The organism is Streptomyces sp. NPDC127097 (genome assembly GCF_042724075.1).
Taxonomy (GTDB): Bacteria; Actinomycetota; Actinomycetes; order Streptomycetales; family Streptomycetaceae; genus Streptomyces.
The window spans coordinates 1-22202 of record NZ_JBHXFI010000021.1; the positions used below are offsets into that span (position 1 = coordinate 1).

Here is a 22202-nt window from a genome sequence, read left to right on the forward strand (position 1 = left end):
GCTCCCTGTACTACTACCAGTCCTCCCACAAGGCCGACTTCTGCAACTACTCCTCGTAGGGGCTAAGGGGCCCCCCACGGCGCGATGCCGTGGCGGGCCCCTTCGTCTTCTGCCTGGCGACACGCCGTTTGTGAGCGTTCTGTTACCTCGACAACCGGGGCCGGGGCCACCATGTCTATCCGGGTATGAAGGGAACGAAGGGGCGTCGCCGGTTCCTCGACTATCCGCGGCAGGGGCGGGAGGGCCCGCGTCGCTGGCTGCCGTCATGGCGTCAGTGGCTCGGTGCCGTCTCGCTCGGTGTGCTCGGCCTGGCCGGGCTGTTAGCCGTGGTCTACGCGAAGATCGACGTGCCTGACGAGAATGAACTGGCGGGCAAGCAGGCCACCGTCTATCACTGGTCCGACGGCAGCGAAATGGTGAGCGTGGGTGCGGTCAACCGGCAGAACATCACGCTGGACAAGGTGCCGGACTCGGTGGAGAACTCCGTGATCGCGGCGGAGAACGCCACGTTCTACAGTGATTCCGGCGTCTCCCTGAAGGGCATCGGCCGCGCCGTGGTCAGCATGGTCTCCGGCGGGGATACCCAGGGCGGCTCGACCATCACCCAGCAGTATGTGAAGAACACCTATCTCTCGCAGGACCAGACGGTCACCCGGAAGGTGCGGGAATTCATCATCGCGCTGAAGGTGAGCAACCAGAAGTCCAAGCACGACATTCTGCGCGGATATCTCAACACCAGCTGGTTCGGCCGCGATTCCTATGGGATCGAGGCCGCGGCGCATGCGTATTACGGCATTGACGCCAAGGACCTGAATCCCAGTCAGGGTGCCGTGCTGGCCGCCGTGCTGAAGGGTTCGGAGCAGTACGACCCGGGGCTGAGCAAGGCCAATCACGAGCGGGCCGTGGCACGTTGGGAGTGGATACTGGACCGGCAGGTCGACACCGGGAAGATGAGCAAGGAAGAGCGGGCGAGGTACCGCACCTTCCCGGAGCCCCGGAAACTGTCGAAGCCCACCAGCCAGGCGGGCCAGACCGGCTATCTCCTCGATGTCGCCAACAAGTTCGTCAAGGCCCGCACCGGGCTGACCAACAAGGATCTGGCGCGCGGCGGCTATCACGTTTACACCACCTTCGACAAAGAGCGCACCCACCGCCTGGAAAAGGCCGTCAACGAGGTCCGCCGGAAGGAGATCGATCCGAAGCAGCGCGAGGCCGATGCCTTTGTGCAATTCGGCGCGGCCTCCGTACGCCCCGATGACGGGGCGATCGTCGCGTTGTACGGCGGTCCGGACGCCACCAAGCACTTCAGCAACAACGCGGACACCACGGCGGTGCCGGCCGGGTCCGCCTTCAAGCCGTTCGTGCTGGCGGCCGCGCTCCAGGAGGAGGCCGACGGCGCCAAGGACAGCACGACCGCGCCGGAGGGGGGCGAGAAGACCGTGGCCCAGGGACTGGGCGGGGCCCTGATGACGGGCCAGAGCCCGCCCTTCGTCCAGGCCGGGAAGCGGATCGGGCTGGAGCGGATCCGGGATCTCGCAGTGGACGCGGGGCTGCGCGAGGAGAGCATGGCGCAGCTGGAACAGACCTTCCCGCTGGGCACCTCCGCGCCCAGCGCGATCCGGATGGCGAGCGCCTACACGACCTTCGTCAACGGCGGGCTGCACCAGGAGCCGTACGCGGTGTCCAGGATGACCCACGAGGGCAAGAAGGTGCCGGGGCTGGACCGCCCCGAGGCCGAGCAGGTGCTCGATGCCGGGGTCGCCGAGGATGTGTCGAGCGCCCTGCGGATCGTGGGCTTCCTCACCCTGAACCGGCAGGGCGGGGCGGTCGGCCAGCAGTCGGTGGCGGCCGGCCGCACGGAGCCGGGCGACCGGATGAAGTCGGCGTGGTTCATCGGCAGTCCGTCCGCCGGGAATCCGGACTTCGGTCCCGGCACCGGCGCGGAGAACGGGAAGGGCGTCCGCCCCGGCCCCGCGCCCGACGTCGCGGACGACAATGAGCCGACCACCGCCGTCACCGTGTTCCGCAACAAGGCGGGCACCCCCGCCCTGCTGCCGATGCAGGGCGTCGGCGGCGAGAAGAGTCAGCTGGGGACGACCCTCCCGCCGAAGGTCTGGCAGACCTATCAGCAGGGGTCGTGACGCGGCCGGGCGCCCGGCCGGCAGCCGGGCGCCCGCTCGTCTCAGTCGTTGGCGACGACGGGGTAGCGGGGCTCCCGCTCGGACATCTGCTTCAGCGCGTCCTTGCGGTCCCGCTTGCTGAGCCGGTCGATGTAGAGGTAGCCGTAAAGGTGATCGGTCTCGTGCTGGAGGCAGCGCGCGAAGTAGCCGGTGCCGCGGATCGCGACCGGCTCGCCCTTGGCGTTCTGGCCGCGGACCACGGCGTAGTCGGGGCGGGGCAGCTCGGCGTAGGCGCCGGGCACGGACAGGCAGCCCTCGTTGGAGTCGTCCAGGATCCGGCGCTCGGCGGGCAGCTCGTCCAGCACCGGGTTGCAGACCGCCCCGACGTGCCGGACGCCCTCGTCGTCCAGGCAGTCGTAGACGAAGACCTTCAGGTCCACACCGATCTGGTTGGCGGCCAGGCCCACGCCCTCGGCCGTGCGCTGGCTGGCGAACATGTCGTCGATCAGCTGCGCCAGCTCGTCACCGAACTCCGTGACGTCCTTGCACTCCTTGTGGAGCACCGGATTGCCGACGACCGTGATCGGTCGTGAGGTGCCGCGCTCACGGTGGGCGGCCTCCCGCTCCCCGGCGTCCGTGACGTCGTCGAGGAACTCGTCGTCCACCCGCTGGTCACCGTCTTGATCAAACACAGGCTGCTGGGCCATCTCCGCCGTACGCCTTCCTGAAAACCCTGAATAGTCGCCCTACAGCCTACGGGGGCGCGACCGGGCCCTCAGCAGACCTCTTCAAGATCGCGCCACTCGCGGGTGTCCGGGCTGTCCGCGACCCAGCCGTCCAGCAGGCCGCGGACCAGGGCGGACGGCGCCGCGATACCGCATTCGCGCTCCGGCACCCACAGCGAGCCGGAGCCCGCGGTGCGGTGGCCGAGCGGGCCGGGGTGGCCGGGCTCACTGTGGTCGTGCGGGTCGAGATGCTCGCCCTCGCCCTCGTCGCTGGGCATCCGGCTCTCCGAGCACGTACGGCACAGCAGCCGCACCGACGACGACCAGTCCTCGGCCGCGAAGCCCGCATCGGCCGCCAGCCGCTCCAGGGCGTCCCGGTCGGCCTCCGTGGCGGCCTCCAGGAGGACCACCCAGGTGGGGACCGGGGAGGGCGCCCACAGCTCGATCTCGTCGAAGACCGGGTACGAGGGGCCCGCGGCGGTGGTCCGCTCGCCGTGCGGGACGCCGTCGTGCAGCACCACCTCGCCCCAGCGCCGCCCGGAGGACGGCAGCGGGATGGACAGCACCTCGATACGGGCCGGGTCCAGCCGGCGGCCCCAGACGACCTCGGCCTCGCCCTCCGGGGAGAGCCGGACCGCGGCGCTGCCCAGGGCCATACCCAGCGGTTCGCCGGACGGGGAGCCCCCGCCGGGGACCTTGAGGCCGTACGCCTGCCAGGCGCGGCGGGCCAGCGGCCAGTCCTGGAGGGCGGTGGCGGCGATGCCGACGTTCCACCAGTCGGGCGCCCCGGTCTCGCGGTCCAGCAGCGCGACGGCGCGCAGCCCGGCGGCCCGGGCCTGTTCCCAGTCGTGCCGGAACTTGTGCAGCAGCGCCAGGTTGAACCAGGACTCGGAGAGCCACGGCTCCATGTCCGCGGCGCGGGTCAGCAGTGCTCCCGCGTCCTCGTAACGGCCGTCGCCGATCAGCGTGAAAGCGCGGTCGGTCGCCTGCCGCCACGAGGCGGAGGGCCGGTGCCGTACCTTGCCGAAGATCCTCACGATTCCCGCCTGCTGGTTGCTCTTGATGCCGCTGAGGTGGGGTCCCGAGCGGCGTCCGGGGCCTTCTGGGGGCCCACTCGACAACCTGCCACAGATTGCCGCCGGGCTCAGCCCGGTTTGCCGGTCCCCCTGCGGCTCCTTGCCCTTCGCCGACCCCCTGAACCCCCTGAGAGGGGCTCCCTTCGCATCCAACCATGCCCATCTCGGAGGGCGCTCATTACCCATGGGTTCCACGACCTGCGGGGCCCGGCGAGGGCGCGGCGGCGGGGGTGTGGCGGCTGGGGCGGATGGGGTGTCTTCAGGGGGTCGCCGGGCGTCGGCCAGGGCGGCATTTCCGGCATTGTCGGTACATAGACGTCCGGGAGAATCTCCCATCAGGGGACGATCCCGTGCCGGACACCCCTCGGCCGTCTCACCCGGCCCGGCCGCCGCACGCCAGGACCCTGGCCAGCGCCTCGACGACCCGGGGCTCGTGGTCGCGCGCGGTGGACAGCCGCAGCCGCTCCAGGGCGCGCAGCGGGCCGCCCGGCCCCGCGGACTCCCCCGACAGATCGTCGTAGGCGTTGACGGTGCGGACGATACGTGCCGTGACCGGCTGCTCGCGGTACGGGTCGGCCTGCCGCTCGACGATCACCGCGACCTCGGCGGGGACGCCGGTCTGCCGGACCACGGCGCCGCCCAGCAGCGCGATCCGGCGCTGTTCGGCGGGCGGCAGCGGCGCGGTCGCCCCGTCCGGCACCGGGTCCAGCAGCGAGAGCTGGCCGATGTCATGCATCAGCGCGGCATGTTCGAGCAGATCCAGATCCGGTTCGTTCAGGCCGAGTTCACGGCCCACGGCGCGGCTGAGCGCGGCCACCCGGCGGGCATGGCCGTGCGGGGTGTAGCCGGCGATCTCGGTGGAGCGGGCCAGCGAGGCGATGGTCTGGCGGTAGGTGGCGCGGACGGCCGCGAACCGGCGGAAGGCGAACTGGGTCAGCAGCAGCGGCAGACAGAACACCGGCAGCGCCCACAGCCCGGCGACCGCGGTGGCCAGCGAGATCACCACCCCGGTGGCGCAGACCGCCGAGCCGAGGCCGAGCAGCGCCCGCAACTCGTCGCGCAGCAGCGGCCCGTACGGCCAGCCGGTGCGGGCCCGGGCGAGCGCGGCCGCCAGGACCGCGTCGCACAGCGCGGTCAGCGCCAGCAGCGCGATCAGGAAGACCGGGTAGACCGGACCGGAGGCCACCCAGGAGCCCAGCGTCCCGGTGTTGTAGAGGGGCTGGAAGCAGGTGGCGGCGAAGCCGGTGGTCAGCACCCGGCGCGCGATCGGGTCGAGCGCCGGGCCCTCGCCGCGCGCGAGCCGCGGGACGAGGCCGACCAGACCGGCCGCCAGGACCACGGCCACGACCTGGTGGACGCCATGGGTCGTCGGCCGTCCGCCGGCCTCTCCGAGCAGGGCGTAGGCGAGGGCGCCGGCCGCGCCGAGTGGTGCGCCCGCCCGCACTCCCGGCACCCGTGCGCCCCCGGCCGCCGGGGCGGGCCCCTGCCCCACCAGCTCACCCACCGTGATCAGCACCCCGAAGGCCAGCGCGATCCCCGGCTCGGCCAGGCCGTCCCACAGTGTCCGGCCCAGCGACCAGCAGGCCAGCGCGGCGGCCGGGACGTAGACCGCGGCGATCACGGCGCCGCCGCCGCAGGTGCCCGGCGCCGCGGTGCGCGGGACGCCGGGCGCGGGGGCCGGTGCCGCCCGGTGCCCGGCCGCCCGGTCGCGCCGGGGCTCCTCCGCGGGGCCGCTCATCGCCCACCGTCCCGCCCGGCCCGTTCGGGCAACGGCACGGGCGGCACCGGTACGGGCGCCCCGCCCCCGGCGTCCCGCGGCAGGGCGTCCTCCCGCCCGGACCGCCCGGCGCCGGGCTCCGGGTCCGCCGCCGTCACCAGGTCCGGATGCCAGCCGTGGCGGTCGAGCGAGGCCACCAGCGCGCGGACCATCCGCGGATCGAACTGCGCGCCGGAGCACTTGCGCAGCTCCGCGACGGCCACCGGCACCGGCCGGGCCCGGCGGTAGGAACGGGTCGAGGTCATCGCGTCGAAGGCGTCGGCGACCGCCACCACCCGTGCCACCTCCGGGATCTGATGACCCCTCAGGCCGTAGGGGTAGCCGGTGCCGTCCAGCCGCTCGTGGTGGTGCAGGATCGCCGCCCGCGCCTCCTCCAGGAAGCCGATGCCGCGCACGATCTCGTGCCCGTACTCGGGGTGCAGCTCGATGACCCGGCGCTCCTGGGGCGTCAGCGGCCCGTCCTTGCGCAACAGCCGGGTGGGGACGCCGAGTTTGCCGACGTCGTGCAGGATGCCGGCGAACCGCAGCGCCTCCATCCGGTCCTCCGCCAGCCCCAGCTCCCGGGCGATCATCACCGAGGCGCGGCCGACCCGCTCGCTGTGCCCGCGGGTGTAGCGGTCCTTGAGGTCCACGGCCTGGACGAGGGCGCGGATGGTGGCCTGGTGGGCGGCGCGTTCCCGGTGGTACCGGTCGAAGGCCCAGCAGGAGAGGTACATCGGCAGCAGCACCAGCAGCGCCGCCGGCGGCCCGTACGAGCTGCACCACAGGACCGCCATCATCAGCCCGGCCAGACCGTGCACCAGATGCGGCCCCAGGGAGCGGGTCAGCAGCCCGCGCCAGGCGGTGCGGACGGGATGCCGCTCGGCGGCGGCCAGCACCCCGCCGTCGAGCGCGGCGAGCACCCCGCAGAAGGTGGCCGCGGCCGCCGCGGCCGGCAGCAGCACCATGGGGAACTGCGGTGCGGACAGCGGGTGGTGGCCGAGGGCCCGGAACACCTGGGCGGCCGCCCAGCAGGCCAGCGCCAGCTCGGCGGCGTGCCAGAGCCGGCGGGCGGTGGCGAAGCGCGGCTCGGCCGGTGCGAGCACCGCGCCGGGGACGGCGGCCAGCGCGGCCAGCGACGGCGGCAGCAGAAAGACCGCGGCGAGCAGGACGGGGCCGGCCCATCCGGTGGGAAAGCCGCCCGGGGCCCCGGAGTCGGGGGCGTACGGGGCCCGGCCGACCGGTGGCCGGCAGCGGCGCAGCTGTTCGCACAGCCCGTACAGAGCGGCCAGGGCGACGGCGCTGCTCCAGGGGGCGTGGGGGCCGAGGCCCGCGGCGGGGGCGGCACAGAGCGCCGCGGCCGGCGCGGCGCAGCCGATATACCCTCGTGCGGCCGCCGGAAGTCCTCGCATCGCGCCTCCTCGCCCTGCCCACCGCTCCCCCGGGCTCGTACGGAGCCGGGGCCGGGCACGCCGCATCCGCAGTGCGCTCGGGTCGGTGAGAATAGAGGGGCGAAGGCGCCGGGGAGGGCGGTTCAGCGGATCGGGCGGGACGAGCGCCCCGCCCCTCACCCCTTGGGGTGATGTGCCGCGTTATTCGGCCCGTGCGGCCCCGGTACGTGCATCGGTGGAGCCGGTCGCGTCGGCCGGACCGGTCCCCTCCTCCGCCGCGGACGCCGCGGCGTCCGCCTGCGCGCGCTGCGCCTGTTCCTTCTTGGCCTGTTCGAGCACGCTCACCTCGGGGACGGTCTCCCCGGCCCGGATGAGCTCGATCCGTCCCATGACCTTGGAGCGCAGATCGCTGGGGACGTCGTCATGGCCGCAGCAGCGCTTGACGAGCTTCTTCACGGCCTGCTCCAGGCCGTACTTCTCCAGGCACGGCGAGCACTCGTCGAGATGCACCTGGAAGTCCGCGCACTCCCCGGCGGGCATCTCCCGGTCGAGATACTCGTAGAGGTGGTCAAGGACCTCTGAGCAGTCCTTCTCGTGCGGCTCTCCGCAGCTCATGATCCCGAGCCTTTCCGGTCGTGCGCGTCCGACGTCTGCGCGGCCCGCGGGTCACCGGCCGCCGCCCCCGCCGGGACCAGCCCGCGCTCACGGGCGTAATCCTCCAGCATGCCCCGCAGTTGGCGCCGGCCGCGGTGCAGACGGGACATCACCGTGCCGATGGGTGTCCCCATGATGTCCGCGATCTCCTTGTACGCAAAGCCCTCCACGTCCGCCAGGTAGACCGCGATCCGGAATTCCTCGGGGATCGCCTGGAGTGCGGCTTTCACGTCCGAGTCGGGGAGGTGGTCGAGCGCCTGCGACTCCGCGGAACGCAGCCCGGTCGACATATGCGACTCGGCGCGCGCCAGCTGCCAGTCCTCGATCTCCTCGGCGGCACTGCGCTGCGGCTCACGCTGCTTCTTGCGGTAGGAGTTGATGAAGGTGTTGGTGAGGATGCGGTAGAGCCACGCCTTGAGGTTGGTGCCCTCCCGGAACTGGTGGAAGGACGCGTACGCCTTCGCGTACATCTCCTGCACCAGGTCCTCCGCATCGGCCGGATTGCGCGTCATGCGCAGCGCGGCGGAGTACATCTGGTCCAGGAAGGTGAGCGCGTCCCGCTCGAAGCGCGCATTGCGCTCGGCGGCGCTCTCCTGGGCCTTCTCCTCAGCCGTGCCGTCGGTCCCTGCGTCGGTACCGGTGACCGGACCCACCTCCTCCAACACCGTCCTGGATCCGGATGCGGACCCACCCGATTCGGAGAATAGACGACGATCCGGTGCTGCCGCCGCTCCAGCCAGGGCGGGCTGCGTGACCTGCATCTGCGACCACGGCAGATCGGCGGCCGGGCGGGCCGGGCAAGCGATTCCCATGCGGCGGACTCCCATTCCTCGTCGTTCACCGGACGTACTCGAGCACTACGCCTGGCACAACAGCCGTGATCGCCGCGGCATTCCCGGTCCGCTGTCGAGACTTCGGACGGACGACGGGTTGACAAATCCGCTTGCCGCTTCGGCAATAGAAGGGTGAACGATCAGGCATACGAGCGCGTACTCGCCGAGGTGGGCCCCCGGCTGCGGCGGATGCGCCAGGAGCGCGGGGTGACGCTGACCGCTCTCTCGGAGGCGACCGGCATCTCGGTGAGCACCCTGTCGCGCCTGGAGTCCGGCGGCCGCAAGGCCACCCTCGAACTGCTGCTGCCGCTGGCGCAGGCTCATCAGGTGCCGCTGGACGAGCTGGTGGGGGCGCCGGAGGTCGGTGATCCCCGGGTGCGGGTGGCCCCGATGCGGCTGGGGGACAGGACCGCGATCCCGCTGACCCGGCAGCCGGGCGCGCTTCAGGCGTTCAAGCTGATCCTGGACCCGGTCGGCGGCCCGCGTGAGCAGCGCACACACGAGGGTTACGAGTGGCTGTACGTGCTCTCCGGGCGGCTGCGGCTGCTGCTGGCCGACCGCGATGTGGAGCTGCGGGCCGGGGAGGCGGCGGAGTTCGACACCCGGCTGCCGCACTGGTTCGGCCCGGCGGGCGACGAGCCGGTGGAGCTGCTGAGCCTCTTCGGCAGACAGGGCGAGCGGATGCATGTCCGGGCCCGGCCGCGCGGACAGGAGGGGTGAACGGGGCGGGGCTCGCGGCGGGGCCGCTACCGGCCCGTCAGCCGCTCGGGGCAGGGGCCACCACCCGCCCGTGAGCCACCCGCGGCGCCTCGTCAGCCGCCCACGCCGCCCCGTCAGCCCAACACCCCGTCCAGCCAGCCCGTCACCGCGTCCGTGATCACGGCCATCGACTCGGCCTCCCCGACGCCGGCCTTCTTCGGTACCGCGAAGCCGTGGTCCCCGTGTGCCACCTCGGTGAGCTCCGTGCCCGGCGGGAACTCCTCCGGGCGGCCGAACGGATCCCGGCCGCCCTGGACGACCAGCGTCGGCACCCCGGCGCCGGTCAGCTCGTCCGCCCGGGACTTCTCCGGCCGGCCCGGCGGATGCAGCGGGAAGCTCAGCGCCACTACGGCCCGGGCCCCCAGCTCACGCGCGGTACGGCAGGCCACCCGGGCCCCGGCGCTCCGGCCGCCGGCGACCACCGGCAGCCCCGGTTTCGCCAGCGCCGGCCACAGCGCGGTCCAGCCGGTGTCCAGCGTCTTCGGCGCGGGCGCCACCTTCTTGCCCGCCACCCGCCACGGCTGCTCGACCAGCGCCACGGAGTAGCCACGGGCCGGCAGCGCGGCCGCCAGCGCCCGTAGGTCACGCGCCTCGATGCCGCCGCCGGCGCCATGGCTCAGCGCCACCACGGCCCGCGCCGGCTCCGCCGCGCGGTACCAGGTGATCCGGGCCTCGCCCGCCGGCGTCGCGACGGTCTCGGTCTCGCTCGCCCCAGTGCTCATACGCCCATCCTGCCCGCGCCGCGGCGGGAAGGGCAGCGCGGCGGGCCGGCGCGGCGGCTCGGACACGGTGGCTCAGAACAGCGTGCCGACCTCGGGTCCGTCGAGCTCGGTGACCAGCTCGGGCCCGTTCTTGCGCACGTTGCTGACCTCGGTCGGCACCGGATAGGCGCGCATCAGCCCGGCCGGCGGCGGCGTCAGCAGTCCGCGCACCTCGTCCGGGTCGGTACGGGCCGGGTCGAGCCAGGCGTCCCAGCGGTCCGGGGTCAGCACCAGCGGCATCCGGGGGTGGATCTCGGCGAGCGACTGCGGCCCGCTGCCGCCGTCCGCCCCGGCCAGCGGTGTGGTCTCGGCCTCGGTGGTGATCACGGTGCAGGTCACCCACCAGGCCAGCGGGTGGTCGCCGGGCAGCGTCCGGTCCCGCCAGAACTCGTACAGCCCGGCCATCGCCATCACGGAGCCGTCCGCGGGCGTCACGAAATACGGCTGCTTACGGGGCCGCTTCTTCTTGCCCTGCTCCTCCAGCTGCCGCTCCGCGGCGTCGGTGACCCACTCGAAATACCCGTCTCCGGGCAGCAGGCACCGACGGGTCGCGAGGGCCTGCCGGAAGGACGGCTTCTCGTGCACCGTCTCGGCCCGCGCGTTGATCATCTTCGCGGCGGCCTCGGGTGATTTCGACCACGACGGGACCAGGCCCCACTTCAGCGCCCGCAGCTGGCGCGCCGGGCCGCCGGGCGGGAAGTCCTCCGCCGCCGCGCCCTTGAGGGGCCGTTCCAGCACCGCGTGCACCGGGTCCGTCGGGGCCACGTTCCAACTCGGCGCGAGGGTCTCCGCCGGCTCCCACCGCTGAACGCCGAAGAGTCCCACCAGCTCCTCGGGGCGACGACTCGCTGCATACCTACCGCACATGCGTGCCACACTGCCATGCCACACGAAGGGGAGACATGGACACCGACCACCTCACGGACATATGGAGCCGCGTGTTCGGGACCCAGCCCGATCCCTCGCTCTGGCTGGTGATCGCCACGGCGGTGCTCGCGCTGGGCGTCGTCGTCCCGCGCACCGCCTGGCGGCTGGCGCGCAACGCCGTCACCATCGCGCACGAGGGCGGGCACGGGCTGATCGCACTGCTCACCGGCCGCCGCCTGGACGGCATCCGGCTGCACTCCGACACCTCGGGGCTGACCGTCTCGCGGGGCAAGCCGACCGGTCTGGGCATGGTGCTGACCGCCGCGGCCGGCTACATCGCGCCGTCGCTGCTCGGTCTGGCGGGTGCCGCGCTCCTCGCCGCGGGGCACATCACGGCACTGCTGTGGGGGGCCACCGCGCTGCTCCTGGCGATGCTGATCATGATCCGTAACGCCTATGGCGTGCTCACGGTCGTGCTCACCGGTGCCGCGTTCGTGCTGGTCTCCTGGCTGACGACGCCGGATGTGCAGGCGGCGTTCGCGTATGTGGTGGTGTGGTTCCTGCTGCTGGGCGGGGTGCGGCCGCCGTTCGAGCTCCAGGGGAAGCGCCGGCGGGGAGGGGCCGCGGACTCCGATCCGGACCAGCTGGCGCGGCTGACCCATGTCCCGGCGGCCGTCTGGCTCGGCCTCTTCCACGTGGTGACGCTGTGCTCGCTGATCGGCGGCGGGCGCTGGCTGCTCGGCCTCTGACGTCAACCGCCGCGCGCCGGGGGCCGGTTCCGCCGCCGCCCCGGCCGGCGGTTTCGCCGCGGACGCGGTTCCGGCACGTGAGCGCACTACACGTGCCATGTTTCACAGGGGTTGCGGCGTTTTTGATCAAGATCGGCACCCTTGCCCAGCCATTAAAGTAAGGGCATGACCGAGAGCCCCACACATCCCGCCCTGTGGCCCGCCCCCCTCGCCTCCGGGGCCGTCGATGCCACCGTCACCGTGCCCGGCTCCAAATCGGTCACCAATCGCGGCCTGGTCCTGGCCGCTCTCTCCGCCGAGCCCGGCTGGCTGCGCCGGCCGCTGCGCTCCCGTGACACGCTCCTGATGGCCGAGGCCCTGCGCACCCTGGGCGTCGGCATCGAAGAGACCGCTTCCTCCAGCTCGGACGCCGCCGGGCAGCCCGGCGGCGGGGAGGCATGGCGGGTGATCCCGGCGGGCCTGCACGGCCCGGCCACCATCGACGTCGGCAACGCCGGCACGGTCATGCGCTTCCTGCCGCCGGTCGCCGCGCTCGCCGACGGCCCGATCCGCTTCGACGGCGACCCGCGCTCCTACGAGCGGCCGCTCGGCGGCGTGATCGACGCGCTGCGCGCCCTGGGGGCCCGGATCGACGACGACAACCGCGGGGCGCTGCCCATGACGGTCTTCGGCAGCGGCGGCCTGGACGGCGGCCGGGTCGAGATCGACGCGTCCTCGTCCTCCCAGTTCGTCAGCGCGCTGCTGCTGTCCGCGCCGCGCTTCAACCAGGGCGTCGAGGTCCGGCACGTGGGCGCGGCGCTGCCCTCCATGCCGCACATCCGGATGACCGTCGACATGCTGCGCAGCGTCGGCGCGCAGGTGGACACCCCGGAGGCGGGCGGCGAGCCGAACGTCTGGCGGGTCACCCCGGGCGCGCTGCTCGGCCGCGATCTGGTCGTCGAGCCGGATCTGTCGAACGCCCAGCCGTTCCTGGCCGCGGCGCTGGTCACCGGCGGCCGGGTCACGATCCCGGACTGGCCCGAGCACACCACCCAGCCCGGTGACGCGCTGCGCGAGATCTTCACCACCATGGGCGGTTCCTGCGAGCTGACCGAGCACGGCCTGACCTTCACCGGCAGCGGCCGCATCCACGGCATCGACGTCGACCTGAGCGAGGTCGGCGAGCTGACCCCCGGCATCGCCGCGGTCGCCGCCCTGGCCGACTCCCCCTCCACGCTGCGCGGGGTGGCGCACCTCCGGCTGCACGAGACCGACCGGCTGGCCGCGCTCACCAAGGAGCTCAACGAGCTCGGCGGCGATGTCACCGAGACCGCGGACGGTCTGCACATCCGCCCGCGCCCCCTGCACGGCGGGGTCTTCCGCACCTACGAGGACCACCGGCTGGCCACCGCCGCGGCGGTCATCGGCCTGGCCGTCGACGGCGTGCGGGTGGAGAACGTCGCCACCACCGCCAAGACGCTGCCGGACTTCCCGGCGATGTGGACGGACATGCTCGACCCGGCGGCCGTGTCCGCCCGGAGAGGCTGAGGCTGACGCCGCCATGCGCCGCTACGGAAAGAACCCCGACGAGGACGACATCCGCGTCCGCCCCAACCCCAAGGGCAACCGCCCCCGCACCAACCGCCGCCCCAAGCACGAGGACGCCGGCGAGGGCCTGGTCCTGACCGTCGACCGGGGCCGGCTGACCTGCCTCATCGAGGGCCGTACGGTCACCGCGATGAAGGCCCGCGAACTGGGCCGCAAGAGCGCGGTGGTCGGCGACCGGGTCGCCGTCGTGGGTGATCTGAGCGGCGCCAAGGACACCCTCGCCAGGATCGTCCGGGTCGAGCCGCGCTCCTCGACGCTGCGCCGTACGGCCGACGATGACGACCCGTTCGAGCGGGTCGTGGTCGCCAACGCCGACCAGCTCGCGATCGTCACCGCGCTCGCCGACCCCGAGCCGCGCCCCCGGCTCATCGACCGCTGTCTGGTCGCCGCCTACGACGCGGGCCTCGACCCGCTGCTGGTGCTGACCAAGTCCGATCTGGCGTCCGCGGACACCCTGCTGGAGTCCTACGGCGCGCTCGGCGTCCCCTACGTCGTCACCAATCGCGACGAACTCGCCGACGGCAGCGCCGCCGAGCGGATCCGGGCCACCCTCGCGGGCCGGATGACGGCGTTCGTCGGGCACTCCGGCGTGGGCAAGACCACCCTGGTCAACGCCCTGGTCCCGGAGCGCCGCCGGGCCACCGGCCATGTCAACGCGGTCACCGGCCGCGGGCGGCACACCACCACCTCCGCACTGGCGCTGCCGCTGCCCGACGACTCGGGCTGGGTCATCGACACCCCCGGCGTCCGGTCCTTCGGGCTGCATCACGTCGACCCGTCCCGGGTCATCCACGCCTTCCCGGACCTGGAGCCGGGCACCGCGGAGTGCCCGCGGGCCTGTAGTCACGACGAACCGGACTGCGCGCTGGACGAGTGGGTCAGCGACGGCCACGCCGATCCGGCCCGCCTCTACTCCCTGCGCCGCCTCCTGGCCACCCGGGAGCGACGCGAGGGCGACTGATCGCCGAAGTTTGCCCCGCCGGTCCGAGGTAAAGGCATAATCACACCAAGGTCGGCGCAGTGGTCCATCACGCCCTGATCGCCCGGAAGGGGCCGTAGGGAGTGATTCTGACGCCCCGTCGTCGCTCACCTGGGACAGGCCCTGGGGTCTGCCCGCCGGACAGGCCCTGGCTGACGGAGGCAATGGGACATGGCGTTGGCGTGGCTGCTGGTCGTGGTGGCCGGGATCCTGGAGACCGGCTTCGCGGTCTGCCTCAAGCTGTCGCACGGCTTCACCCGTCTGTTCCCGACCATCGCCTTCGCGGCCTTCGCGCTCGGCAGCTTCGGTCTGCTGACGCTGGCGCTGCGCCGGCTCGACGTCGGCCCGGCGTACGCGGTGTGGACGGGTATCGGTGCGGCCGGTACGGCGATCTACGGCATGGTCTTCCTCGGCGATGTGGTCTCCACCCTGAAGATCGTCTCCATTACGTTGGTCATCACCGGGGTGGTCGGGCTTCAGCTGTCGGGGTCCGCCCACTGAGCGGGCGGCCCGTGCGTCCGTCCGCCGTCCCGGTCCTCGCCCGGCCCGGGTGTCGTCCGCCGGCCTGGTCCTCGCCCGCGCGGCGCCCGCCGGCCTGGCCCTGACCCGCGCGTCGTCCACCGGCCCGGCCCTCGCCCGCCCTCCGCTGACGCTCCGTCAGCACCGCTCCCCCGGCCGCACCTCGGCCGGCATCCGGGCGAAGGCGCCCCGTACGAGCCGGGACACCGCCTCCGCCTCCAGCTCCCGGCGCGACCGCCGGGCCGACAGGCGTCCCGCGGACGGTGCCGCCCCCGGCGTCACGGGAGCGACCACGCAGGCCAGGGTCAGCCGCGCCGCGGTCTCGCAGGCGGTGCCCAGGGCGGGCAGCGCCTCCTCGGGCCAGTCGGGCTCCAGCGCCGCGACCGCCTGGTCGCAGAAGCGGCCGACGAGTTCGGCGGGCCCCGGCAGCGGGCCGTCAGCCGAGGGCTCGGCCCGCTGGGCGGGGATGCCGGGCCGGGCGGCCCCTGGCCGCGTGACACCGGCGGCCGCGGGGGCCGGCAGCCGGTCGCTCCAGCACCCGGTCAGTACCGCCCTGACCAGGGGGTTGGCGCGCGCGGTGCGCAGCGTCCAGGCGGCCGCGGCCGCCACCCGGCCCGCCGCGTCCTGCCTGGTGCCGGCGGCCGGGGGTGCCTGGGACAGCGCCCGCGCGACCCCGGCGAGGTAGTTGTCGGTCTCCCGGCGGACGAGGGCGCGGGCCAGCCCCTCCTTGCTGCCGAACTCGTTGTAGAGCGTCTGCCGGGACACCCCGGCCGCGGCCGCGACATCGACCATCCGCACGGCCGTCCAGGCCCGTTCCGTCAGCGCCGTGTAGGCGGCGTCCAGCAAGGATTCACGCGCTGCGGGCATCCGGCACCTCCCCGGCCGCCGGCCCCGGGCAGCCGGTGTGCGCACAGAATTGACGCACCGCCAGATGGTGTCAAGAGTCGTCGCAGCGGGGGCGCACCGGCGGCGCGCGGGCCGCCACACGCCGGGCGGCGCATGGCCGTGTGGCTCCGGCGTATACCAATGGATACTGTTCGCACATGCCCGACTATCACGATGATCTTCGCCTCGGCCATGTCCTCGCGGACGCCGCGGACGCCGCCACCATGGAGCGCTTCAAGGCCCTCGACCTCAAGGTCGAGACCAAACCGGACATGACACCGGTGAGTGAGGCGGACAAGGCCGCCGAAGAGCTGATCCGCAGCCAGCTCCAGCGGGCCCGGCCACGGGACGCGGTGCTCGGCGAGGAGTTCGGCAGCGAGGGCGCGGGGCCGCGCCGCTGGATCATCGACCCGATCGACGGCACGAAGAACTACGTCCGCGGGGTCCCGGTCTGGGCCACGCTGATCGCACTGATGGAGCGCGGGGAAGGCGGTGACCGCCCGGTGGTCGGCATCGTCTCGGCACCGGCGCTCAACCGCCGCTGGTGGGCCGCCGACGGCCTGGGCGCCTTCACCGGCCGCAGCCTGACCTCCGCGACCCGGCTCAAGGTCTCCCAGGTCGGCCGCATCCAGGACGCCTCGTTCGCGTACTCGTCGCTGACCGGCTGGGAGGAGCGCGGCAAGCTGTCCAACTTCCTGGACCTGAGCCGGGACTGCTGGCGCACCCGGGGCTACGGGGACTTCTGGCCGTACATGATGATCGCCGAGGGTTCGGTGGACATCTGCGCGGAGCCGGAGCTGTCGCTGTGGGACATGGCGGCCTGCGCGGTGGTGGTGAAGGAGGCCGGCGGACAGTTCTCCGGCCTGGACGGCAAGCCGGGCCCGCACAGCGGCAACGCGGCGGCCTCGAACGGTCTGCTGCACGAGGATCTGCTGGGTTATCTCGGCGACTCCCCGCACTGACCTGCGGCGGGGCGCGCATTCGGACAACCGTCCAGCAATTGCCCCTTGTTGCATCGACGGAGGCATGTGAACATGAGAATCCCCCACTTTGTGAACTTGTGAATCTCTTCGCAAGCACATTCACCAAGGAGGTGGCTCCACTCCATGCCCATGTACGTCAAAGACGCCATGAGCACGGTGCTCCTCACCATCGGGCCCGCTCACACCCTCCGCCAGGCGGCGCAGCTGATGGCGGCCCGCCGCCTCGGCGCGGCCGTGGTCCTCGACAACGACACCTGCGGCATCGGCATCCTCACCGAGCGCGACATCCTCAATTCCCTCGGCGCGGGCGAGAACCCCGACCGGGAGACCGCCCAGACCCACACCACCCCGGACGTGGTCTTCGCCGCTCCGGAGTGGACCCTGGACGATGCCGCGGACGCCATGGTGCGCGGCGGCTTCCGCCATCTGATCGTGCTCAACGACCAGGAACCGGTCGGCGTGGTCTCCGTACGCGACATCATCCGCTGCTGGTCGACCACCACGGAACGAACCCGCCCCGTACCCGCCTGACGCCCATGCGGCTCCGCCCCCCTGGAGCCGCACACACGAAGAGGCCGAAGCCCACTGGCATCCGGCCTCTTCGCTTATTACGGCAAGCGACAATTGAGCAACCCCTACGGCGAGTTACCACCTCCGCGAGAGCGGCGGCGGTTTAGCCGCAAAGAGGGGCACCCGCTCAGCCGCGCAGGGCCTGGACCGCGGCTTCCAGCCGCTTGCCGTAGTCCGCGTCCGCCTTGCGGAAGTTCTCGATCGCCCGCTGGGCGATGTCATCGCGGGAGACCTGGGCGATGAAGCCCGCCAGGTTGTCGATCAGGCGCGCCTTCTCGTCCTCCGCCATCAGGCGGTAGAGGGTGCCGGCCTGGACGAAGTCGTCGTCCTCCGCGTGCGAGGGCGCGACATGCTCGCCGGTGGGGCCGGTCACGGCGGCCGGCTGCCACAGGGGCCGGCCGGTCTCGGCGGGGCCGCCGAAGCTGTTGGGCTCGTAGTTCTTCTGTCCGGCGTGCCGGCCGTCGTAGAGCACACCGTCCCGGCCGTGGGTGCGCGCCTCGGTGGCGTGCGGGCGATTGACCGGCAGGTGGTCGGCGTTGATGCCGACACGGTAGCGGTGCGCGTCGCCGTAGGCGAAGAGACGACCCTGGAGCATCTTGTCGGGGGACGGGCCGATGCCCGGCACGAAGTGGTGCGGGGAGAAGACCGACTGCTCGACCTCGGCGAAGATGTTCTGCGGGTTGCGGTTGAGCTCCAGCTTGCCGATCTCGATCGGCGGGTAGTCCTCGTGCGGCCAGACCTTGGTCAGGTCGAAGGGGTTGAAGCGGTAGTTGGCCGCCTCGGCCGCGGGCATGATCTGCACCTGGACGGTCCAGCTCGGGAAGTCGCCGCGCTCGATGGACTCGCGCAGATCGCGCTGGTGGCTGTCCGGGTCGAGGCCGGAGGTCTCCGCGGCCTCGGCGGTCGTGAGGTTCTTGATGCCCTGGTCGGTCTTGAAGTGGTACTTGACCCAGAAGACCTCGCCGGCCTCGTTGTTCCACTGGAAGGTGTGCGAGCCGTAGCCGTTCATGTGGCGGTAGGAGGCGGGGATGCCGCGGTCGCCGAACAGCCAGGTGACCTGGTGGGTGGCCTCGGGCGACAGACCCCAGAAGTCCCAGACGTTGTCCGCCTCCTGCGAGCCGGTGTACGGGTCGCGCTTCTGGGTGTGGATGAAGTCCGGGAACTTGATGGCGTCCTTGATGAAGAACACCGGGGTGTTGTTGCCGACGAGGTCGTAGTTGCCCTCTTCGGTGTAGAACTTCAGCGCGAAGCCGCGCGGGTCACGCACCGCGTCGGCGGAGCCGAGGTTGCCCGCGACCGTGGAGAAGCGCAGGAACGTCTCGGTCTGCTTGCCGACCTCGGAGAGGAACGCGGCGCGGGTGTACTTGGTCACGTCCGCGGTGACCGTGAAGGTGCCGTACGCACCGGCGCCGCGGGCGTGCACGATGCGCTCCGGGATGCGCTCCCGGTTGAAGTGCGCGAGCTTCTCGATCAGGAGCTGGTCCTGGATGAGGCCGGGTCCGCCGATGCCCGCCGTCTCACTGTTCTGGTTGTCCCCGACCGGGGCCCCGGACTCCGTGGTCAGCGGTCCAGTGGTGCTCTCTACCGACACGTGCGCCTCCTGAAAAGTCTTCTCCACCTGCCCTTGGCTTGCGCCGGTCACGATCCTACATTGGACAATGTCTAAGTCAAGAAGGAAGCGAGACTCGTACACGATCCGGTGATGGATCCCCCACTGCTACCCTGGGTCTATCTGACTGATAGGTGAATGGCATGAGTGACCTGCTTGAACGGCTCCGGGGACGCGGCTGGCGGCTGACCGCGCAGCGACGCGTCGTCGCCGAGGTCCTCGACGGGGACCACGTCCACTACACCGCCGACGAGGTGCACGCGCTGGCGTCGTCCCGGCTGCCCGAGATCTCCCGCGCGACGGTCTACAACACCCTGGGCGAGCTGGTGTCGCTCGGCGAGGTGCTCGAAGTGAGCACCGACGGCCGGGCCAAGCGCTACGACCCCAACGCCCACCACGACCACCAGCACCTGGTCTGCTCGCGGTGCGGCACGATCCGGGACGTCCACGTCCAGGGCGACCCGCTGTCCGCCCTGCCCGAGCCGGAGCGCTACGGCTTCCAGGTCTCCGAGGTCACCGTGACCTACCGGGGCATCTGCCCCACGTGCAGCGCCCCGTCCTGACCCCAGGGCAAACCGCCCGCCGTCCGGGCCGCACCCGATCACGTACTCCCCACCGAGCCCGCCCCCACCCGGCCGCGGGCTCCTTCGCATGCCCGGCACCGGCCGTCCCGTCTGCTTCGCCACCACACCCCCACCACGGCACATATCGCACAGCCATGCCCCGCCCACCCCTCGGTTAAATCTGACGAGCCGTCACATCACCGGGGGGCCACTCTTTTCGGCCACCGGGCACCACGCGGGGCGGACTGGAACCGGGGGTGCGTCGGCCACCCAGGAGGCCAGTAAGGGCACCGCGGGCGGACACCAGAAGGCCCGCCCCCGGGCCGCCGGGGAGGCCACAGGGGCATCACTGTCGGAGCGCCGGCCCGCCGGCTACCGCTCGCACGCCGAGGCGGCCGGCCCCGGGCTCCCCCTCCGAGCACGACGAAGGCCCGGATCCTTGAGGATCCGGGCCTTCGTCTTCAGTAGCGGGGACAGGATTTGAACCTGCGACCTCTGGGTTATGAGCCCAGCGAGCTACCGAGCTGCTCCACCCCGCGTCGTTGTGTTCCACACTGTAACCCTGGCCCGACGACCAGCGCAAATTCCTTCCGCGGGGCCCGGGACCCGGCCCTGTGGGCCCGGCCCCGGGCTTCCGGGCACCTCTGCCGCCCGCTACGCGCTGAGCTCCTCCTGGAGCGCCGTACGCAGCCGTGCCGCACGCTCCGCCACCTCCGGCGGGCCCAGCTCCACGGCGTGCGCACACCAGCTCTGCGCCTCCGCGAGCGCCCCACGCCGGGCGGCGAGCAGCGCCAGCCGGAGCGCCGCCCGGCCGTGCCCGGCCTCGGCGGCGCGCTGCCACCACAGGGCGGCCTCCGGCAGGCTGCCCTCACGGGCCAGCAGCAGCCCGAGGTTGAAGGCGCCGTTACGGCTCCCGGCCTCGGCCGCCGCGCGGTACCACTCGGCGGCCTCGACGACCTCCCCACGAGCCGCCGCGAACATACCAACTCGGACCTGGGCGCGCCGGTGACCCTGGCGCGCGGCCCGCTCGTACCACTGCACGCTCTCGTCGTCCGCCGCGCGCTCCCCGTCCGCCAGGCCCTCGCCCGCGGCCGCCGCCTGGCGGTCGAGGAGGTCGGCGAGCCGGAAGGCCGCCTCGGCGCTGCCGCCACCGGCCGCACAGCGCAGATTGCGCTCCGCGTCCTCGAGCTCACCGTCCCGCAGCTGCACGATGGCGACCTGAAGCGCCGCCTCGGTGTGCCCGGCCGCGGCCGCCCGCTCGTACCAGGTGTGCGCCGTACGCTCCGCACCCCGCCCGGCGAAGAGGATGCCGAGGTTGAACGCGGCGTCCACACTGCCCGCCTCGGCCGCCTTGGAGAACCACGGCTCGGCCCCCGCGGCGTCGCCGCGCTGGAGCAGCAGGATGGCCAGCGCGTTGGCGGCCTCGCGGTGCCCGGCGTAGGCGGCCCGGCGGTACCACTGCTCACCGCGCCCCTCCCGGCCCTGCTCGGCACAGAGCAGCCCGATGTTGTAGGCGCCGTTGACATCCCCGGCATCCAGGGCGACGCGGTACCAGCGCTCGGCGGTCTGAAGCTCACCGCGGTCGGCGTGCAGCGCCCCGAGCGCGTTGGCAGCGTTGCCATCGCCGTCCTGGGCGGCGCGCCGCCACCATTCCGCGGCGCTCTCCTCGTCCCCCGCGTCGCGCAGCAGGAAGCCCAGCGCACAGGCGGCGCGCGCCTCCCCGTCCTTGGCGGCGGACAGGTACCAGCGCCCCGCCTCCTGGACGTCACCGCGCTCCTCCAGCAGCGCGCCCAGCTGGAGCGCGGCCCGCCGGTGGCCGCGCGCGGCGGCCTGGCGGTACCACTGCTCGGCCTCCTCCTGCTGCTTCAGCTCCCCGTACGCGGGGACCGCTCGGTGGTCCGCGTCGCGCCCGTCCTCGATGAGCCGGGCCAGGCGGTACGCGGCCTCGCGGTGGCCCCGCTCGGCGGCCGTACGGAACCAGCGCTCGGCGCCGATGTCGCCGCGGTGCTCCAGGAGGTCGGCGAGGGCATAGGCGCCCAGACAGTGACCGGACTCGGCGGACTGGCGCAGCCAGTACTCGGCGGCCGGCTCGTCGCCGCGCTCGCGGTAGTGGCGCCCGAGGGCGTGTGCGGCGGCGGCGGAACCGGCCACGGCGGCGATCCGCCACCAGCCGGCCGCCTCGTCCCCGTAGCCCCGCTGGTGGAGCAGCACGCCCAGGTTGTTGGCCGCGGCGCGGTCCCCGGCGGCGGCCGCGGACCGCAGATGCGGCTCGGCGCCGTCGAGGTCACCGCGGCGCAGCAGCATCGCGCCGAGCGCGCTCATCGCGGCGGTGTCGCCCGCCTCGGCGGCCCGACGATGGCCGGACTCGGTCACGGCATCGGACGCCTCGGCGGCCTCCGCGGCCTCCATCGCGTCCATTTGCAGGTCGGATTCGCGCCCGTCGTCGGGCGCATGCACAAACCGGTCCGTCTCCAACAACCTTGCCTTGTCCCCCATAAGACCCATCGTCGCATCACCTGTAACCCGCGTACACCTGGTATACCGCAGCCAGTGAGGTCACTTCAGCGGTTTGTCGACTTCCCGACACGACGACTTGGCAAACTCAAGCACACAGCTTCCCCACATGGGCCGTACGACCCGGCCTTTCCCGGAATCGACCTGAACACATGACGAAGGCCCGGATCCTTGAGGATCCGGGCCTTCGTCTTCAGTAGCGGGGACAGGATTTGAACCTGCGACCTCTGGGTTATGAGCCCAGCGAGCTACCGAGCTGCTCCACCCCGCGTCGTTGTGCCCTCAAGGTATCACGGTGGCCG

Annotated in this window: 20 protein-coding genes and 2 tRNA genes; 9 read left to right on the forward strand and 13 right to left on the reverse strand. The window is 72.6% G+C overall.

The annotated features are described in order from the left end of the window. The first annotated feature begins 185 nt into the window (after positions 1 to 185). Positions 186 to 2141 (forward strand): transglycosylase domain-containing protein, encoded by a 1956-nt coding sequence (locus ACFWJW_RS17890; protein WP_387241648.1) that lies wholly within the window; start codon positions 186 to 188, stop codon positions 2139 to 2141. Between the two features lie 41 nt (positions 2142 to 2182). On the opposite strand, the gene def is transcribed toward ACFWJW_RS17890, so the two are convergent. From def to ACFWJW_RS17920, 6 genes are all read right to left on the reverse strand, one after another. Next, on the reverse strand, positions 2183 to 2827 hold the full coding sequence (gene def, locus ACFWJW_RS17895) for a peptide deformylase (protein WP_387241651.1): 645 nt from the start codon (positions 2825 to 2827) through the stop codon (positions 2183 to 2185). A 68-nt stretch (positions 2828 to 2895) separates the two neighbouring features. Next, complete coding sequence (locus ACFWJW_RS17900; protein ID WP_018089486.1) at positions 2896 to 3882, reverse strand: hypothetical protein; 987 nt, start codon at positions 3880 to 3882, stop codon at positions 2896 to 2898. 412 nt (positions 3883 to 4294) lie between these two features. After that, positions 4295 to 5659 carry an HD-GYP domain-containing protein gene (locus ACFWJW_RS17905; protein ID WP_387241654.1) on the reverse strand — a complete coding sequence of 455 codons (1365 nt, stop codon included), beginning with the start codon at positions 5657 to 5659 and terminating at the stop codon, positions 4295 to 4297. Beyond that, complete coding sequence (locus ACFWJW_RS17910) at positions 5656 to 7089, reverse strand: HD-GYP domain-containing protein (protein ID WP_387241658.1); 1434 nt, start codon at positions 7087 to 7089, stop codon at positions 5656 to 5658. The genes ACFWJW_RS17905 and ACFWJW_RS17910 overlap by 4 nt, the downstream gene beginning before the upstream one ends. 180 nt (positions 7090 to 7269) lie before the next feature. Then, positions 7270 to 7683 (reverse strand): mycothiol system anti-sigma-R factor, encoded by a 414-nt coding sequence (gene rsrA, locus ACFWJW_RS17915; RefSeq protein WP_387241661.1) that lies wholly within the window; start codon positions 7681 to 7683, stop codon positions 7270 to 7272. Next, a complete protein-coding gene (locus tag ACFWJW_RS17920) occupies positions 7680 to 8375 on the reverse strand; it encodes a sigma-70 family RNA polymerase sigma factor (RefSeq protein ID WP_387241938.1) in 696 nt (231 codons plus the stop codon). Before ACFWJW_RS17920 ends, rsrA begins: the two co-directional genes overlap by 4 nt. Positions 8376 to 8687: 312 nt before the next feature. Between ACFWJW_RS17920 and ACFWJW_RS17925 the strand changes: the two genes are divergently transcribed. After that, complete coding sequence (locus ACFWJW_RS17925) at positions 8688 to 9275, forward strand: helix-turn-helix domain-containing protein (protein ID WP_387241664.1); 588 nt, start codon at positions 8688 to 8690, stop codon at positions 9273 to 9275. 113 nt (positions 9276 to 9388) lie between these two features. On the opposite strand, the gene ACFWJW_RS17930 is transcribed toward ACFWJW_RS17925, so the two are convergent. After that, the gene (locus ACFWJW_RS17930) at positions 9389 to 10036 is read right to left on the reverse strand and encodes an alpha/beta family hydrolase (protein ID WP_387241667.1); all 648 of its coding nucleotides are present in this window, start codon (positions 10034 to 10036) and stop codon (positions 9389 to 9391) included. A gap of 72 nt (positions 10037 to 10108) precedes the next feature. Next, positions 10109 to 10942: an SOS response-associated peptidase gene (locus ACFWJW_RS17935; protein ID WP_387241670.1), complete on the reverse strand. Its 834-nt coding sequence runs from the start codon at positions 10940 to 10942 to the stop codon at positions 10109 to 10111. 35 nt (positions 10943 to 10977) lie between these two features. On the opposite strand from ACFWJW_RS17935, the gene ACFWJW_RS17940 reads away from it, so the two are divergent. From ACFWJW_RS17940 to ACFWJW_RS17955, 4 genes are all read left to right on the forward strand, one after another. Then, positions 10978 to 11691, forward strand: a complete 714-nt coding sequence (locus ACFWJW_RS17940; RefSeq protein WP_387241673.1) for a M50 family metallopeptidase — start codon at positions 10978 to 10980, stop codon at positions 11689 to 11691. A gap of 165 nt (positions 11692 to 11856) precedes the next feature. Next, complete coding sequence (gene aroA, locus ACFWJW_RS17945) at positions 11857 to 13218, forward strand: 3-phosphoshikimate 1-carboxyvinyltransferase (RefSeq protein WP_387241676.1); 1362 nt, start codon at positions 11857 to 11859, stop codon at positions 13216 to 13218. Between the two features lie 13 nt (positions 13219 to 13231). Further along, complete coding sequence (gene rsgA, locus ACFWJW_RS17950; RefSeq protein ID WP_387241679.1) at positions 13232 to 14239, forward strand: ribosome small subunit-dependent GTPase A; 1008 nt, start codon at positions 13232 to 13234, stop codon at positions 14237 to 14239. Positions 14240 to 14434: 195 nt separating this feature from the next. Continuing rightward, complete coding sequence (locus ACFWJW_RS17955) at positions 14435 to 14758, forward strand: DMT family transporter (RefSeq protein WP_387241941.1); 324 nt, start codon at positions 14435 to 14437, stop codon at positions 14756 to 14758. Positions 14759 to 14914: 156 nt separating this feature from the next. Here ACFWJW_RS17955 and ACFWJW_RS17960 read toward each other — a convergent pair whose 3' ends face one another. Continuing rightward, on the reverse strand, positions 14915 to 15643 hold the full coding sequence (locus ACFWJW_RS17960) for a TetR/AcrR family transcriptional regulator (RefSeq protein ID WP_387241682.1): 729 nt from the start codon (positions 15641 to 15643) through the stop codon (positions 14915 to 14917). A 176-nt stretch (positions 15644 to 15819) separates the two neighbouring features. Here ACFWJW_RS17960 and hisN point away from each other — a divergent pair, with 176 nt between their 5' ends. Together hisN and ACFWJW_RS17970 are read left to right on the forward strand one after the other, a co-directional pair. Beyond that, complete coding sequence (gene hisN, locus ACFWJW_RS17965) at positions 15820 to 16623, forward strand: histidinol-phosphatase (RefSeq protein WP_387241685.1); 804 nt, start codon at positions 15820 to 15822, stop codon at positions 16621 to 16623. A 150-nt stretch (positions 16624 to 16773) separates the two neighbouring features. Further along, positions 16774 to 17175 (forward strand): cyclic nucleotide-binding/CBS domain-containing protein, encoded by a 402-nt coding sequence (locus ACFWJW_RS17970; RefSeq protein ID WP_387241944.1) that lies wholly within the window; start codon positions 16774 to 16776, stop codon positions 17173 to 17175. Positions 17176 to 17341: 166 nt separating this feature from the next. Here ACFWJW_RS17970 and ACFWJW_RS17975 read toward each other — a convergent pair whose 3' ends face one another. After that, a complete protein-coding gene (locus ACFWJW_RS17975; RefSeq protein ID WP_387241688.1) occupies positions 17342 to 18805 on the reverse strand; it encodes a catalase in 1464 nt (487 codons plus the stop codon). Between the two features lie 161 nt (positions 18806 to 18966). Between ACFWJW_RS17975 and ACFWJW_RS17980 the strand changes: the two genes are divergently transcribed. Further along, the gene (locus ACFWJW_RS17980; protein ID WP_387241691.1) at positions 18967 to 19386 is read left to right on the forward strand and encodes a Fur family transcriptional regulator; all 420 of its coding nucleotides are present in this window, start codon (positions 18967 to 18969) and stop codon (positions 19384 to 19386) included. 465 nt (positions 19387 to 19851) lie between these two features. Here the strand turns inward: ACFWJW_RS17980 and ACFWJW_RS17985 are convergent. The 3 genes from ACFWJW_RS17985 to ACFWJW_RS17995 form a co-directional block, all read right to left on the reverse strand. After that, positions 19852 to 19925 (reverse strand) — tRNA-Met (locus tag ACFWJW_RS17985). A 115-nt stretch (positions 19926 to 20040) separates the two neighbouring features. Next, positions 20041 to 21891 carry a sel1 repeat family protein gene (locus ACFWJW_RS17990; protein WP_387241694.1) on the reverse strand — a complete coding sequence of 617 codons (1851 nt, stop codon included), beginning with the start codon at positions 21889 to 21891 and terminating at the stop codon, positions 20041 to 20043. Between the two features lie 206 nt (positions 21892 to 22097). Beyond that, a tRNA-Met gene (locus ACFWJW_RS17995) sits at positions 22098 to 22171 on the reverse strand. Positions 22172 to 22202 lie beyond the last annotated feature (31 nt).

Coding starts and splice junctions, on each gene's coding strand:
- aroA (WP_387241676.1), top strand. CDS start 11,857: ATGACCGAGAGCCCCACACATCCCGCCCTGTGGCCCGCCCCCCTCGCC.
- ACFWJW_RS17990 (WP_387241694.1), bottom strand. CDS start 21,891: ATGGGTCTTATGGGGGACAAGGCAAGGTTGTTGGAGACGGACCGGTTT.
- ACFWJW_RS17910 (WP_387241658.1), bottom strand. CDS start 7,089: ATGCGAGGACTTCCGGCGGCCGCACGAGGGTATATCGGCTGCGCCGCG.
- ACFWJW_RS17930 (WP_387241667.1), bottom strand. CDS start 10,036: ATGAGCACTGGGGCGAGCGAGACCGAGACCGTCGCGACGCCGGCGGGC.
- ACFWJW_RS17905 (WP_387241654.1), bottom strand. CDS start 5,659: ATGAGCGGCCCCGCGGAGGAGCCCCGGCGCGACCGGGCGGCCGGGCAC.
- ACFWJW_RS17980 (WP_387241691.1), top strand. CDS start 18,967: ATGAGTGACCTGCTTGAACGGCTCCGGGGACGCGGCTGGCGGCTGACC.
- rsgA (WP_387241679.1), top strand. CDS start 13,232: ATGCGCCGCTACGGAAAGAACCCCGACGAGGACGACATCCGCGTCCGC.
- rsrA (WP_387241661.1), bottom strand. CDS start 7,683: ATGAGCTGCGGAGAGCCGCACGAGAAGGACTGCTCAGAGGTCCTTGAC.
- ACFWJW_RS17970 (WP_387241944.1), top strand. CDS start 16,774: ATGTACGTCAAAGACGCCATGAGCACGGTGCTCCTCACCATCGGGCCC.
- ACFWJW_RS17935 (WP_387241670.1), bottom strand. CDS start 10,942: ATGTGCGGTAGGTATGCAGCGAGTCGTCGCCCCGAGGAGCTGGTGGGA.
- def (WP_387241651.1), bottom strand. CDS start 2,827: ATGGCCCAGCAGCCTGTGTTTGATCAAGACGGTGACCAGCGGGTGGAC.
- hisN (WP_387241685.1), top strand. CDS start 15,820: ATGCCCGACTATCACGATGATCTTCGCCTCGGCCATGTCCTCGCGGAC.
- ACFWJW_RS17890 (WP_387241648.1), top strand. CDS start 186: ATGAAGGGAACGAAGGGGCGTCGCCGGTTCCTCGACTATCCGCGGCAG.
- ACFWJW_RS17960 (WP_387241682.1), bottom strand. CDS start 15,643: ATGCCCGCAGCGCGTGAATCCTTGCTGGACGCCGCCTACACGGCGCTG.
- ACFWJW_RS17940 (WP_387241673.1), top strand. CDS start 10,978: ATGGACACCGACCACCTCACGGACATATGGAGCCGCGTGTTCGGGACC.